Source organism: Micromonospora desertarenae (genome assembly GCF_056150265.1).
The window spans coordinates 176,180-190,049 of the sequence record NZ_JAXCFQ010000010.1; the positions used below are offsets into that span (position 1 = coordinate 176,180).

The 13,870-nt window shown below is 76.8% G+C and carries 11 protein-coding genes; 8 read left to right on the forward strand and 3 right to left on the reverse strand.

Going from position 1 to position 13,870, the window contains the following annotated elements; genetic code table 11:
- Positions 1–6: 6 nt before the first annotated feature.
- From SM577_RS21370 to SM577_RS21385, 4 genes are all read left to right on the forward strand, one after another.
- A complete protein-coding gene (locus SM577_RS21370; RefSeq protein WP_302921183.1) occupies positions 7–825 on the forward strand; it encodes a TrmH family RNA methyltransferase in 819 nt (272 codons plus the stop codon).
- Positions 826–1,039: 214 nt separating this feature from the next.
- Complete coding sequence (gene pheS, locus SM577_RS21375) at positions 1,040–2,140, forward strand: phenylalanine--tRNA ligase subunit alpha (protein WP_474587797.1); 1,101 nt, start codon at positions 1,040–1,042, stop codon at positions 2,138–2,140.
- A 40-nt stretch (positions 2,141–2,180) separates the two neighbouring features.
- The gene (gene pheT, locus SM577_RS21380; protein WP_474587798.1) at positions 2,181–4,727 is read left to right on the forward strand and encodes a phenylalanine--tRNA ligase subunit beta; all 2,547 of its coding nucleotides are present in this window, start codon (positions 2,181–2,183) and stop codon (positions 4,725–4,727) included.
- A 4-nt stretch (positions 4,728–4,731) separates the two neighbouring features.
- Entirely contained in the window at positions 4,732–5,214 is a 483-nt protein-coding gene (locus SM577_RS21385; protein WP_474587799.1) for a S26 family signal peptidase, read from the forward strand.
- A 34-nt stretch (positions 5,215–5,248) separates the two neighbouring features.
- On the opposite strand, the gene SM577_RS21390 is transcribed toward SM577_RS21385, so the two are convergent.
- Positions 5,249–5,464 (reverse strand): hypothetical protein, encoded by a 216-nt coding sequence (locus SM577_RS21390; protein WP_302921187.1) that lies wholly within the window; start codon positions 5,462–5,464, stop codon positions 5,249–5,251.
- Positions 5,465–5,633: 169 nt separating this feature from the next.
- Here SM577_RS21390 and SM577_RS21395 point away from each other — a divergent pair, with 169 nt between their 5' ends.
- The 3 genes from SM577_RS21395 to SM577_RS21405 are packed head-to-tail and all read left to right on the forward strand — an operon-like array spanning position 5,634 to position 8,627.
- On the forward strand, positions 5,634–6,206 hold the full coding sequence (locus SM577_RS21395) for a MauE/DoxX family redox-associated membrane protein (RefSeq protein WP_474587800.1): 573 nt from the start codon (positions 5,634–5,636) through the stop codon (positions 6,204–6,206).
- A gap of 40 nt (positions 6,207–6,246) precedes the next feature.
- Positions 6,247–6,786 (forward strand): TlpA family protein disulfide reductase, encoded by a 540-nt coding sequence (locus tag SM577_RS21400; RefSeq protein WP_302921189.1) that lies wholly within the window; start codon positions 6,247–6,249, stop codon positions 6,784–6,786.
- Positions 6,783–8,627: an ABC transporter ATP-binding protein gene (locus tag SM577_RS21405; RefSeq protein ID WP_474587801.1), complete on the forward strand. Its 1,845-nt coding sequence runs from the start codon at positions 6,783–6,785 to the stop codon at positions 8,625–8,627. The genes SM577_RS21400 and SM577_RS21405 overlap by 4 nt, the downstream gene beginning before the upstream one ends.
- A gap of 74 nt (positions 8,628–8,701) precedes the next feature.
- On the opposite strand, the gene SM577_RS21410 is transcribed toward SM577_RS21405, so the two are convergent.
- Entirely contained in the window at positions 8,702–10,582 is a 1,881-nt protein-coding gene (locus SM577_RS21410; protein ID WP_474587802.1) for an AfsR/SARP family transcriptional regulator, read from the reverse strand.
- Positions 10,583–10,829: 247 nt separating this feature from the next.
- Entirely contained in the window at positions 10,830–12,539 is a 1,710-nt protein-coding gene (locus SM577_RS21415) for a DivIVA domain-containing protein (protein ID WP_474587803.1), read from the reverse strand.
- A 277-nt stretch (positions 12,540–12,816) separates the two neighbouring features.
- Here SM577_RS21415 and argC point away from each other — a divergent pair, with 277 nt between their 5' ends.
- Positions 12,817–13,818: an N-acetyl-gamma-glutamyl-phosphate reductase gene (gene argC / locus SM577_RS21420; RefSeq protein ID WP_302921193.1), complete on the forward strand. Its 1,002-nt coding sequence runs from the start codon at positions 12,817–12,819 to the stop codon at positions 13,816–13,818.
- Positions 13,819–13,870 lie beyond the last annotated feature (52 nt).

Below are 13,870 nucleotides of genomic sequence, written 5' to 3' on the forward strand. Positions count from 1 at the left end.
TCGTCCATGCCTGAGGACACCATGCTCTTCACCCCGCGTACGCCCCGGGTGGTGGCCGCCCGCCGGTTGCAGCGCCGCCGGGACCGCGAGGCCACCGGCCGGTTCCTGGCCGAGGGGCCGCAGGCGGTCCGCGAGGCCCTGGCCCGGCCCGGGGTGGTCGCCGAACTGTTCGGCACCCCGGCCGCGCTGGACCGGCACGCCGACCTGGTCGCCCTGGCCACCGGCGGTGGCGTGCCGGTCTCCCCGGTGACCGAGGACGCGCTCACCGGGCTCGCCGAGACCGTCGCCCCGCAAGGGCTGGTGGCGGTCTGCCGGCACCTCGACGTGCCGCTGGACCGGGCGCTGGCCGCGGCGCCCCGGCTGGTCGCCGTGCTCGCCGAGATCCGCGACCCGGGCAACGCCGGCACCGTGCTGCGCACCGCCGACGCCGCCGGGGCGAGCGCGGTGGTCTTCGCCGGCGACGCCGTCGACCCGTACAACGGCAAGTGCGTGCGGGCCTCCGCCGGCAGCCTCTTCCACGTCGACGTGGTCCGCGCGGCCGACCCGCCGGCCGTGGTCGCGGCGCTGCGCGCCGCCGGGCTCACCGTCCTCGCCACCACCGGCTACGGCGCGGACGACCTGGACGACCTCGCCGACGCCGGCCGGCTGGCCGCACCCACCGCGTGGCTCTTCGGCTCGGAGGCGCACGGGCTGCCCGAGGCGCTCACCGCCGCCGCCGACGCCCGGGTGCGGGTGCCGCTGCACGGGCGCGCGGAGAGCCTGAACCTGGCTGCGGCCGCGGCCGTCTGCCTGTACGCTTCAGCGAGAGCACAGCGGCGGCCGTGACCCGGCCGTCCGAGGCACAGATCGCAGGGGAGAGCGTCCGCCCATGAACGCGCCACGGCGTTCGTTTAGCCAGCCCGCCGGTGTCGGCGGGCGGCGGGCCTGACCTGCTCTCCGCGCAACTCCCACCGGCGGGCTGCGGCACAGCCGCGCGTCCGTAGACTCGCTTCGCCGGCCCGTGAGGGCTGGCGCCGCCGTGAGGGAGTGCCCGTACGCCATGAGCTACCGCAACGATCCGTACGACCCGAAGCAGGTCGCCCTGCTCGACCCGGCCGCCCTGGCCGAGGCCGTGGCCGCCGCCGAGAAGGCGTTCGGCGCGGCCGGTGACCCGGACGCGCTGACCGCGCTGCGCCCGGCGCACCTCGGCGACCGGGCCCCGGTGTCCCTGGCCCGCCGGGAGATCGGCGCGTTGCCGCCGGCCGCGAAGGCCGACGCCGGCAAGCGGGTCAACGAGGCCCGCCGCGCCATCGAGACCGCGTACGCCGCCCGCCAGGAGATCCTGGAACGGGAGCAGGCCGAGCGGGTGCTGGTGGAGGAGCGCGTCGACGTGACGCTGCCCTACGACCGGCGTCCCCGCGGCGCCCGGCACCCGATCAGCACGCTGATGGAGCAGATCAGCGACCTGTTCATCGGGATGGGCTACGAGGTGGCCGAGGGGCCCGAGATCGAGCTGGAGTGGACCAACTTCGACGCCCTCAACATCCCGGCCGACCACCCGGCCCGCGGCCTGATGGACACCTTCCACATCGCACCGGCCGGCGGATCCGCCCCGGCGGCCGGCGATCAGGCGGGCTCCGGTCTGGTGCTGCGCACCCACACCTCGCCGGTGCAGGCGCGCACCATGCTGACCCGCCAGCCGCCGATCTACGTGGTGGTGCCCGGCCGGGTCTACCGCACCGACGAACTGGACGCCACCCACGCGCCGGTCTTCCACCAGGTCGAGGGCCTGGTGGTGGACAAGGGCATCACGATGGCGCACCTGCGCGGCACGCTGGACCACTTCGCCCGGGCCATGTTCGGCGAGGGCGCGAAGACCCGCTGGCGCCCGCACTACTTCCCGTTCACCGAGCCGTCCGCCGAGTTCGACGTCTGGTTCCCGGAGCACCGGGACGGGCCGCAGTGGGTCGAGTGGGGCGGCTGCGGCATGGTCAACCCGCGGGTGCTGCGCGCCTGCGGCATCGACCCGGAGGTCTACTCCGGATTCGCGTTCGGCATGGGCATCGACCGGACGGTGATGGTCCGGCACGGGGTCAGCGACATGCGGGACCTGGCCGAGGGCGACGCGCGGTTCACCCGCGCGTACGGGGTCGAGGCGTAGGGCGATGCGGGTACGAGTTACGGAGACGGTGGTCTGAGTCATGCGAGTTTCTGTCAGTTGGCTGCGGGAGTACGTCGACCTCCCCGCCGACCTGCCCACCGGCGACCTGGAGCAGGCCCTGGTCGACCTCGGCATCGAGGTCGAGTCCGTGGTGGACCTGCGGGCGAGCGTCACCGGCCCGCTGGTGGTCGGTGAGGTCCGCGAGATCGAGGAGCTGACCGGCTTCAAGAAGCCGATCCGGTTCTGCCGGGTCGACGTCGGCAACGCCAACGGCACCGGCGAGCCGCAGGAGATCGTCTGCGGGGCGACCAACTTCGCCCCCGGCGACCGGGTCGTGGTGATCCTCCCCGGCGGCGTGCTGCCCGGCGGCTTCGCCATCGGCGCCCGCAAGACCTACGGCCGCAACTCCAACGGCATGATCTGCTCGGCCCGGGAGCTCGGGCTCGGCGACGACCACTCCGGCATCCTGGTGCTGCCGCTGGACAGCCCGGCCAAGCCGGGTGACGACGCGCGGCCCGTGGTGGGGCTCGACGACGTCGTGGTCGAGGTGGAGATCACCCCGGACCGGGGGTACGCGCTGAGCGTGCGCGGCCTGGCCCGGGAGCTGTCGCACGCGCTCGGCGTGCCGTTCCGCGACCCCGGCCTGGCGCCCGCGCCCGGCGGCACCGAGGCGCCGGCGTACCCGGTCCAGGTGCGCGACACGGTCGGCTGCGACCGGTTCGCCGCCCGGATGGTGCGCGGCGTCGACCCGACCGCGCAGAGCCCGGAGTGGATGCAGCGCCGGCTCACCCAGGCCGGCGTGCGGGCCATCTCGCTGGCGGTCGACATCACCAACTACGTGATGCTCGAACTCGGCCAGCCGATGCACGCCTTCGACGCCGACCGGATCACCGGTCCGCTGGTGGTGCGCCGCGCCGAGGCCGGCGAGAAGCTGACCACGCTGGACGGGGTCAACCGGGTGCTCGCCGCCGAGGACATGGTGATCTGCGACGACACCGGTCCGATCTCGCTCGCCGCCGTGATGGGCGGCGAGACCAGCGAGGTGGTGGCCAGCACCACCAACGTGCTCTTCGAGGCGGCCCACTGGGACCCGGTGATGGTCGGCCGTACCGCCCGCCGGCACAAGCTGTTCAGCGAGGCCGCGAAGCGCTGGGAGCGGGGCGTCGACCCGGCGCTGCCGCTGGTCGCCCTGGAGCGGGCGGTCCGGCTGCTCACCGAGCACGGTGGCGGGACCGCCGGTGCGGAGATCCTGGACATCGACCACGTCCGGCCGCCCGCCCCGGTGGTGCTGCCGGTCGACCTGCCCAGCCGGCGGGTCGGCGTGACGTACCCGCCGGCGCGGGTGGTCGCCCTGCTGGAGCAGGTCGGCTGCACGGTCATGCGGGGCACCGACCGGCTGGCCGAGGATCCGGGCGAGGTGGGCGTACCGGCCGGCGACGGGGCGGCGCTGACCGTCACCCCGCCGAGCTGGCGGCCGGACCTGCTGCACCCGGCCGACCTGGTCGAGGAGGTGGTCCGGCTCGACGGGTACGACCGGGTGCCGTCGGTGCTGCCGATGGCGCCCGCCGGCCGTGGGCTGACCTGGCAGCAGCGGCGCCGCCGGGCGGTCTCCCGGTCGCTGGCCGAGCGGGGGTACGTCGAGGTGCTCGCCCACCCGTTCGTCGCCCCCGAGCTGCCCGACCTGCTCGGCCTGCCCGCGGACGACCCGCGGCGGCGCGCGGTGCGGCTGGCCAATCCGCTGTCGGAGGAGGAGCCGCTGCTGCGCACCACGCTGCTCGGGCCGCTGCTCGGCATCGTCAAGCGCAACCTCGGCCGGGGCCTGCGTGACCTGGCGCTCTACGAGATCGGCGCGGTCTTCCAGCCGCGTCCGGGCGCCGGCCGGCCGCCCGCGATGGGGGTGGAGCACCGGCCCACCGAGGCCGAGTTCGCCGCCGCCGACGCGGTGCTGCCGCACCAGCCCCGGCACGTCGCGGTGGTGCTCACCGGTGACGTGGAGCCGGCCGGCTGGTGGGGCGCCGGGCGGGCCGCCGGCTGGGCGGACGCGATCCAGGCCGGCCGGGACGTGCTCGCCGCCGCCGACATCCCGGAGCACCGGATCGAGGTCCGGGCCGCCGAGTACGCCCCGTGGCACCCCGGTCGCTGCGCCGAGCTGCTGGTCGACGGCGAGGTCGTCGGGCACGCCGGTGAGCTGCATCCGGCGGTGGTGGCGGCGCTGGAGCTGCCCCGGCGGACCAGCGCCATGGAGCTGGACCTGGACGCCCTGCCGCCGGCCCCGGTGGCGCCCGCGCCGACCGTGTCCGGCTTCCCGCCGGCACTGATCGACGTGGCGCTGGTGGTCGACGAGTCGGTGCCCGCCGCGCAGGTGCAACGGGCTCTGGTCGAGGGCGCCGGCGAGCTGCTGGAGGGGGTGCGGTTGTTCGACGTGTACGCCTCGGAGCAGCTCGGCGCGGGCCGCAAGTCGCTGGCGTACAAGCTCACCTTCCGCGCCCCGGACCGGACGTTGACCGTGGAGGAGGCGGTGGCCGCCCGGGACGCGGCGGTCGCCCGCGCCGCGGAGCGGTTCGCCGCCGTCCTGCGCGGCGCCTGAGCCGGTGCCGCTGTTCGGCTGGCTCGCGGTGGCCGGCGCGCTCGCGTCGGCCGCCGCCGGGCTGTGGTGGGCGCGCCGGCACCTGCTGCTGGTGTCGGTGGTGGGGCGCAGCATGGAGCCCACGCTGCGGGCCGGTGACCGGGTGCTGGCCCGGCGGGTGCCGATGGAGCGGGTCCGCGCCGGTGACGTGGTCGTGGTGGCCGCACCGGCGGCGATGACCGCCGGCCATCCCGGCCGGCCCGGCGACGCCGGCCCGGGCCTGCTGATCAAGCGGGCGTACGCGGTGCCCGGCGACCCGGTGCCGGTCGACCGGGTGCCGCTGCTGCGCGGGGGCGCCGATCCGGTGGTGCCGCCCGGGCGTCTGGTGGTGCTCGGCGACAACCCGCCGTACAGCTACGACTCGCGCGAGTGCGGTTACATCCCGGCGGCCGACCTGCTCGGCGTGGTGGTGCGGCCGCGGCTGCCGCGGCAGCGGCGCGCCGCGTGACCGGGGTCCGGTCCCGCGGCGCGCCCGACCCCGGTCAGCACAGCGAGGTCATCGTGGTGGCGCCGGCCGAGCAGTAGTAGCCGCACGAGCCGCAGGACGTCTTGCAGGCAAGGTTCTGGCTGCACCGCTTGAAGTAGCACGTCGCGCACACCGCGCACCACGGGTCCGGCGGACAGCCGGCGGCCGCGGTCACCTTCGGCACGAACAGGCCGAGCATGCGCTCGCCCAGGTTTTCCAGCCGACGAAACATCTGATCACCTCCCTCGCCACGTCGGATGTGACGGACCGTACGGCGGTCGGTTACAGCGGGATACATCGTGCGCCCCGGGAGCCGGCCGAGCCGCCGTCGCCGATGTATCCCGGGTGTATCCCCGGCTCCTACCGTGTGCCTGCCCCGATCCGAGCGCAGGGAGGCGCCGATGCGGTACGTCGAGGTCGCAGGCCGGCTGACGCTGGCCCTGGTGTTCCTGGCGGCGGTCGTCGGCAAGGTACGCGGCCGGGCGGCGTTCGCCGAGTTCGCCCGCTCCGTCGACCAGTTCGGGCTGCTGACCAAGGCGGGGGTGGCGGCGGCCGCGTACCTCGCCGTGGCGGCCGAGGCGGCGGTCGTCGGGCTGCTCGCCGTGCCGGCCACGGTGCCGGCCGGCTACGCCGTGGCGACCGGCCTGCTCGGCGTGCTCAGCGCGGCGATCGTGGCGGCCGTCCGCCGGGGTCGCCGGCCGGCGTGCCGCTGCTTCGGCGCCGGTGGGGCACCGCTCGGCGGCCGGCACGTGCTGCGCAACGCGGTGCTGCTGGCGGTCGCCGGTTTCGGCGGGGCGGTGTTCGCGCTGGCGCCGCCGGAGCCGCTGCGCCCGGCCGGGCTGCTGCTCGGTCTGGCCGCGGCGGTGCCGCTCGCCGCCCTGGTGATCCGCTTCGACGACCTCGCCGCGCTGTTCGCCCCCACCCCGACCCGCCGGTCGCCGGCCGCGCCCGCCGCCGGTCGCCGCCGGGGATGAGCCGTCCCGAGTCCGCCGTCCGTCGACCTAGGAGTGCGCCATGTGGTACCTGTCCGTCGCCGTCGTCGTCGCCATCGTCCTCGGCCTGCTGAACCTGGTGCTGATGCTCGGCGTTATCCGCCGGCTGCGCGAGCACACCGAGCTGCTCGGCGACAAGCAGTCCACCCTGCCGGAGTCCATGCTGGAGGCCGGCTCGATCCCCGGCGAGTTCGTCGCCACCGACCTGCGCGGGCGTACCCACACCCGGGACGACCTGCCGCCGATGACCCTGGTGGCGTTCCTCTCGCCCGCCTGCGACCTGTGCGAGGCGCAGATCCCGGACCTGCTGGACCGGGCCCGCGAGATGCCCGGCGGGGCGGAGCACGTCTGGGTGGTGGTGGTCGGCAAGGGCCCGGAGACCGAGCCGTACGCGGCCCGCTTCGCCGACGTGGCGACCGTCTTCATCGAGCCGGGCAACGCCCCGCTGCCGCTCGCCTTCGGGGTCAAGGGTTACCCGGCGTTCGGCCTGCTCGACGAGCGCGGCGTGGTGGCCGCCAACTCGTTCGGCATCGCCCGGTTGGACCTGCCGGTGGCGCGGTGACCGGGCCCCGGCTGTCGCCCCGGCGCGCCGTCCGGCACGCCCGGCAGGCCGCCGGCCTGACCTGGCGGGCGGCGCCCGGGGGCACCTGCGCGGAGCTGCTGCTCGCGGTGGTCGGCGGCCTGGCGCCGGTGCTCGTCGCCGGGTTGACCAAGCTGGTGCTGGACCGGTTGACCACCGGCGGCGGGCCGGCCGTGCCGCTGGCCGTGCTCGGGGTGGGGCTGGCCGCGCTGGCCGCCACCTCGGTGGTGCTGCCGCACCTGCGCCGGTACGTCGAGAACGAGCGGTCCCGGGCGGTCACCCGGCTGGTCCGCCGCCGCCTGTACGCGGCCGTGCAGCGGCTCGGTGGGCTGGCCCGGCTGGAGGACCCGGAGTTCCAGGACCGGTTGCAGGCCGCCCAGCAGACCGGGCACCTCGGCCCCACCCAGTTGACCGGCAACGCGCTGGCCGGGGTGCAGAGCGTGATCCTGGCCGGCGGCTTCCTCGGCGTACTGCTGGTGCTGAGCCCGGTGGTCGGGCTGCTGGTGCTGGTGGCGGCGCTGCCCACGCTATGGATGCAGCTGCGGCTCAACCGGGCCCGCGCGGCGATGGTGCTGCACCTGGAGCACTTCCAGCGGCGCGACCTGTTCTTCGCCCAGCTGCTGGTGGGCCTGCCCGCCGCCAAGGAGGTGCGGCTGTTCGGCCTGGGCCGGTTCTTCGGCGACCGGATGCTCGACGAGCTGCACGGCATGCACCGGGTGGAGCAGCGGCTGGACCGCCGCGAGCTGCGCGCCCAGGCGCTGCTCGGCCTGCTCGGCGCCGGGGTGGCCGGGGTGGGCGTGGTCTACGTCGTCACCCGCGCCGCCGCCGGCGGGCTGACCCCCGGCGACGTCGCGGTCTACCTCGCCGCCGTGCCCGGCGTGCAGGGCGCGCTGGGCAACCTGGTCGGGCAGCTCGGCGCGATCCACCAGGCGCTGCTGCTCTTCGACCACTACGACGAGGTGACGCACGCCGAGCCGGACCTGCCGGTGCCGGCCGCGCCGCGCCCGGTGCCGCCGCTGCGGCGGGGGATCGAGCTGCGCGACGTGTGGTTCCGCTACTCGCCGGAGCATCCGTGGGTGCTGCGCGGGGTGGACCTGTTCCTGCCCGCCGGCTCGACCACCGCGCTGGTCGGGCTCAACGGGGCCGGCAAGAGCACCCTGGTGAAGCTGCTCTGCCGGTTCTACGACCCGGAGCGCGGCACGATCAGCTGGGACGGGGTGGACCTGCGCGAGTTCGACCCGGCGGCGCTGCGGGAGCGGCTGGGCGCGGTGTTCCAGGACTTCATGCCGTACGACCTCAGTGCCGGGGAGAACATCGCGGTCGGCGACCTGGCCGCCCGCGACGACCCGGCCCGGCTGCGGGCCGCCGCCCGGCACGCCGGCATCGACGACGCCCTCACCGCCCTGCCCCGCGGCTACGACACCCTGCTCACCCGGATCTTCTTCGACGGGCCGGACCGGGACGACCCGGGGGCGGGGGTGGTCCTCTCCGGCGGGCAGTGGCAGCGGATCGCGCTGGCCCGCGGCTTCCTCCGGGCCGACCGGGACCTGCTCGTGCTCGACGAGCCCAGCTCCGGGCTGGACGCGGAGGCCGAGCACGACCTGCACGTCCGGCTGCGCCGGCTGCGCGCCGGGCGGACCAGCCTGCTCATCTCGCACCGGTTGAACGCGGTGCGCGACGCCGATCGCATCGTGGTGCTGGCCGACGGCCGGATCGCCGAGTGCGGCGGCCACGACGAGCTGCTCGCCGCCGGTGGCGGCTACGCCCGGCTGTTCACCCTCCAGGCGCGCGGCTACCGCGAGCAGCGCCCGGCCCCGGCCTGACCAGGCCGCCCGCTCGCCCGGCGCGGACCACGCGGAACACCCCCCGTTCCGGGGCCGCACCCGGCGTCGCGACCTCAGCCGCCCGGGCCGGTGGTGCGGCGCTGCCCGGGCACGGCGGGTCCGGGCCGCCCGTCGTCCGGGTCGGGCCGGGCGGCGTCGGGATCCGGTTGCTCGGCCGCGGCGAGTTCGGCGGCGTAGAGCCGGACCAGGTCGCCGATGCGGAACCGGCCGGGCCCGGCCGGCTCGGCGAGCTGCGCGGCCACCAGCCGGTCCAGGGCCCGCGCGGCGTCCTCGGGCGGCTGGCCGGTCAGCGCGGCGGCCAGTTCGGCGGTGACCGGCCCGGGCCGGGCCCGGCCGAGCCGGCGGAACACCGGGGCCGCGGATCCGAGCCGGCGGTAGCTGGCGGTCAGCCGGGGCCGCAGCCCGGTCTCCGCGAGCCGGTAGCGCTCGTCGCGCAGCAGCCGGGCCAGCCGCCCCAGCGACCAGTGCGGTCCCTCGGCGAGCCGGCGGGCGGCGGTACGCAGTGCCAGCGGTAACCCCTCGCAGAGCGCCACCACCGCGCCGGCGGCCTCCGGCTCCTCGTCCACCCGGCGGGCGCCGGCGGCCGCCCGGAGCAGGGCGAGCCCCTCCGGCGGGGGGAGCGGATCGAGCCGCAGCGGCCGGTCCGCCCCGTCGAGCAGCGGGGCGCGGCTGGTCACCAGCAGCGCGCACCCGCCGCGTACCGGCAGCAGGCCGTCGACCTGGGCGGCGTCGGCGGCGTTGTCGAGCACCAGCAGCACCCGCCGGTTGAACAGCAGGGACCGGATCCGGGCCCGGGCCTCGGCGAGGCTGGCCGGGTCCGGCCGGGAGGTGGGGCAGAGCGACCGGAGCACCCGGTTGGCCACCTGGATCGGCGGCAGCGGGGTGTCCGCGACCGAGCCGCCGAGGTCGAGGTGGAGCTGGCCGTCGGGGAAGGCGTCCAGCGCCTCGGCCGCGGCCCGCAGCGCGAGCGCGGACTTGCCGGTGCCCGCCATGCCGTAGACCGACACCGCGACGGGGCGCTCGCCGGCGCCGGCCAGCGCGGCGCCGAGGCGGGCCAGTTCGGCGTGCCGTCCGACGAAGGGCGCGGCGGCGCAGGGCAGCTCGTGCGGCACCGGCGCGGTGGCGGATCCGGTGGACCGGCCGCGGGCCCGCGGGCGGGCGCGGTTGCCGGCCGGCAGCAACCGGGGGTCGTGCCGGCGCACCGAGCGGTACAGCTCGGAAAGCTCGGGGCCGGGGGAGACGCCCAGCTCCCCGGCGAGCGCCCGGCACGCGCTGCGGTACGTCTGCACCGCGGCGGCCTGGTCGCCGGCCCGGCACTGGGCGGTCATCAGCAGCGCCCAGGCCGGCTCCCGCAGCGGGTTCTCGCTCAGGTGCGCGCGGAGCAGGGCCAGCAGCGCGGGGCTGCCCGGGTCGCCCAGCTCCAGCCGGCACGCGGCGTACGCCTCCCGGGCGCCGGCCCGGCGTTCGCGCAGCCGGTCGAACGCGGCCGCCGTCACCGCCCCGTACGCCGGTGGCGGCTCGGTCTCCGACCAGAGCGCCAGCGCCCGCTCGAACAGGTTGGCCGCGACCGCCGGCTCGCCCCGGGCGCGGGCCGCCTGGCCCTCGGTGACCAGCCGCTCGAACTCGGTGGCGTCCAGCTCACCCGGCGCCACCCGGAGCCGGTAACCGCCGCCCTCGGCGTGCAGCCGCACCGGCTCGCCGGGGCCGGTGAGCAGGTGCCGCAGCTGGCTCGCGTGGCTGCGCAGGTTCGCCACCGCCGAGGCGGGCGCCTGCCCGCCCCACAGCTCCTGGCGCAGCCGTTCCACCGGGACCGCCACGCCCGCGTGCAGCAGCAGGGTGACCAGCAGCGCGGTCGGCCGGCCGGCCGGCAACCGCAGTGGGCGGCCGTCGCGGAGCACCCGGACCGGGCCGAGGATCTGGAACGACAGCCCCATGCGACCTCCGCTGTGTGCCCCCGCGGGCCGTCGTCGGCCCCACACCACCGCCGAGGTAATTATGCCAGTCGATGTGTGGCGCCGTGGCGCCGATCTCGGCCGCGCACATCGGCCGAAAGGCCAGCGGCGACGGCATGGTCGGCCACCCGCGACGCACGTCGCAGCCGAGAACCTGCCCGGATTCGACCGAGGCGCGCGGTCGGGGAGGGGCGCCCCGGACCGACGGCGCCACCCCGCCGACCGGCGCTCAGGCGGTGACCACCGCCTCGCCGTCGTGCCGCTGGTCGGCGCCGCCGTCAGGGCGGCGGTCGGCGCCGTCGGCAGCCGCCGGGCGCACGGGGCGGGGGAACCACTCCACGGGCGAGCGCCCGTCGCCGTCGGCCCGGCTGCCGTCCCCGGCGGGCTGCCGGTCGTGGCCCGCCGCCCACACCCCGGCGTCGGTCCGGCCCGCCGCGGGCTCGTCGACCGCCACGGCATCGGCATCCGGGTGCTGGCCCGTCCGTCCGGGGTCCGGCGTGGCTCCCGCGTCCGCGCCGGCCGGCTCGGCGTCGCCGCTGGCCGCCGGTCCGGCCGCCACGGTGGCCGGACCGGCCGGTCCGTCGTGCGCCGGAGTGGCCCGGTCCGCCTCCGCGGTCGCCGCCGGCCCGTGCTCCGTCGCAACCGCCGCCGGCCCGTGGTCCGCCGCGGCCGGCTCCGCGCCGCCGTCACCGGGGCGGGCCGCCACCAGGGGGTACTCCGCGGTCTCGGTGCCGCCCGCGGCCGCCGCCATCACCGCCGCCGCGGCCAGGTCGGCCACCCGCTTCGCCTCGCGGCGCACCCGGGCGCGTACCTCCCGGGCGTGCTGTTCGGCGGCCTCGGCCGCCTGCCGGGCCGCGTCCAGCCGGGCCGTTTCGTCGGTCAGCTCCCGCTGCACCTCGCTGAGCCGCCGCTGCGACTGCACCAGCTCCCGCTCCGCGCCGGCGCAGTCCTGCCGGGCCCGGGCGAGCTGCTGCTGCGCGGTCTCCAGCTCCCCGCGTACCTGAGCCAGCGCCTGCCGTCGCTCGGCGATCTCCTGCTGGACGGCGGCGAGCTGCTCGGCGTGCGCGGCGTCCTGCTCGTCGGCGTGCTCGCGCAGCTCGGTGGTGTACCGCTGGGTCTCGGTGACCAGCGACGCCAGCTCCTCCTCGACCGCCGCGCGCTGGTCGGCCAGCTCCTGCTCGACCGCGGCGCGCCGCTCGGTCAGCTCCCGCTCGACGCCCGCCCGCCACTGGGTCAGCTCCTGCTGGCCGCGGGCCCGGGCCGCCTGGACCTCCTGCTGGATCTGGGTACGGGCGGCCTTGGTCAGCGCCTCGGCGGCGTTGCGGGCCTGCTCGACCTGCTGCGCGCTCTGCTCGCTGAGCCGCTGCGCCTCCTGCATCGCCCGCTGGTGGGCGGCCTCGCCCTCGGCCCGGGCCTGCTCGGCGGCGGCGCGGATCTCGGCCAGCTCCGCCTCGGCGGCCGCCTGCCGTTCCGCGTACGCCTGCTCCTGCTCGGCGCGGTGGGCCGCGGTCTCCTCCTCGAGGGTGCGCATGGCCTCGGCGACCCGCTCCCGGGCCGCGGCCAGCACCGACTCGGCCTCGGCCCGCAGCTCCCCGGCGCGCTGCTCGGCCGCGCCGGTGATCGCCTCGGCCTGCTTCTCGGCCAGCCCGAGGATCTGTTCGACCATCGGCCCGAGGTCGCTGAACGCGGCGCGTTCCGGCTGGGCCGGGCGCTGGCGCAACTCGGTCAGCTCGGCGTGCAGCCGGTGCAGCTGCCCGGTCAGCTCCTGGACCTGGGCGCTGGCCCGGTCCCGCTCGGCGGTCAGCGCCGCCAGCCGGCCGTCGACCTGCTCCAGGTGGCGGTCCACCTGCCGCTTGTCGTAGCCACGCAGCGCGGTCTCGAACCCCGGCCGCCCGGCCGCGTCGTCGCGCCCCGGGTGCGGCTCTTCGCCGTTGGACATGCGCCATCCTCCGTACGATCCCGAGCGTTCCGCCGACGGCTGACCGCCCACCGGCGACGAATGTGGCGCAACGCTACCGCCGCCCGGCCCGGCCCGGCGTCCCGCCCCACCCGACACGGCACGGCATGCCGGGCGTCCCTGAGGGGGCCCGACCGGATGTCACCCAAGTGCCCGATTGTGACCCGCGTCACGTCCCATTTTCATGCAATGGACCGCATGAACTTGCAGCGGGCGATCATCGTTGATAGCGTATCTGCATAGTCATGCGGAGGTGAGTATGGGTATCCGAGTCGCGGTCGCCGGGGCCAGTGGCTACGCCGGCGGCGAGCTGCTCCGCCTGGTGGCCGGGCACCCGGAGTTCGAGCTGGTCGCCGCCACCGCGCACAGCCAGGCCGGGCACCGGGTCGACGCGGTCCACCCGCAGCTGGCCGGGCTCGACCTGGTGCTCGCCGAGACCGACCCGGCCACGCTCGCCGACGCCGACCTGGTCTTCCTGGCCCTGCCGCACGGCGAGTCGGCGGCGCTGGCCAGCCGGCTACCGGAGGAGGTGCGCGTGGTCGACCTCGGCGCCGACCACCGGCTCGCCGACCCGTACGACTGGGCGCAGTACTACGGCGGCACCCACGCCGGCCGCTGGACCTACGGCCTGCCGGAGCTGCCCGGGCAGCGGGCGGCCATCGCCGGCGCGACCCGGGTGGCCAACACCGGCTGCTACGCCGCCGCGATCACGCTGGCGCTGGCCCCGCTGATCGCCGCCGGCGCCGCCGAGCCGGCCGACGTGGTGGTGGTGGCCGCCTCCGGCACCTCGGGCGCCGGCAAGGCGGCCAAGCCGCACCTGCTCGGCAGCGAGGTGATGGGCGACCTGTCGCCCTACCGGGTCGGCACCCACCAGCACGTCCCGGAGATCAAGCAAGCCACCGGCGCCACCAGCCTCTCCTTCACCCCGGTCCTCGCGCCGATGCCGCGCGGCATCCTGGCCACCGTCACCGCCGTGCCGGCCCGCGGCGTCGACCCGCAGGCGGTGCTCGCCGAGGCGTACGCGGACGCGCCGTTCGTGCACGTGCTGCCGGAGGGGCGGTGGCCGCACACCGCGGCCACGCTCGGCTCCAACTCCTGCCATTTGCAGGCCACCGTCGACGTCGACTCCCGCCGGATGGTCGTGGTCAGCGCGCTGGACAACCTCGGCAAGGGCGCCGCCGGCCAGGCCGTGCAGTGCGCCAACCTGATGCTCGGCCTGCCGGAGACCACCGGCCTGTCCGTCTGGGGGGTAGCACCGTGAGCGCGAGGAGTGCAGCGCAGCGGAGCCCCGCAGTCGCGAACGAAGGGATGGT

Excerpts from the sequence above, each read along its gene's own strand:
- SM577_RS21370 (WP_302921183.1), top strand. The coding sequence starts at position 7 with ATGCCTGAGGACACCATGCTCTTCACCCCGCGTACGCCCCGGGTGGTG.
- pheS (WP_474587797.1), top strand. The coding sequence starts at position 1,040 with ATGAGCTACCGCAACGATCCGTACGACCCGAAGCAGGTCGCCCTGCTC.
- pheT (WP_474587798.1), top strand. The coding sequence starts at position 2,181 with ATGCGAGTTTCTGTCAGTTGGCTGCGGGAGTACGTCGACCTCCCCGCC.
- SM577_RS21390 (WP_302921187.1), bottom strand. The coding sequence starts at position 5,464 with ATGTTTCGTCGGCTGGAAAACCTGGGCGAGCGCATGCTCGGCCTGTTC.
- SM577_RS21395 (WP_474587800.1), top strand. The coding sequence starts at position 5,634 with ATGCGGTACGTCGAGGTCGCAGGCCGGCTGACGCTGGCCCTGGTGTTC.
- SM577_RS21400 (WP_302921189.1), top strand. The coding sequence starts at position 6,247 with ATGTGGTACCTGTCCGTCGCCGTCGTCGTCGCCATCGTCCTCGGCCTG.
- SM577_RS21410 (WP_474587802.1), bottom strand. The coding sequence starts at position 10,582 with ATGGGGCTGTCGTTCCAGATCCTCGGCCCGGTCCGGGTGCTCCGCGAC.
- SM577_RS21415 (WP_474587803.1), bottom strand. The coding sequence starts at position 12,539 with ATGTCCAACGGCGAAGAGCCGCACCCGGGGCGCGACGACGCGGCCGGG.
- argC (WP_302921193.1), top strand. The coding sequence starts at position 12,817 with ATGGGTATCCGAGTCGCGGTCGCCGGGGCCAGTGGCTACGCCGGCGGC.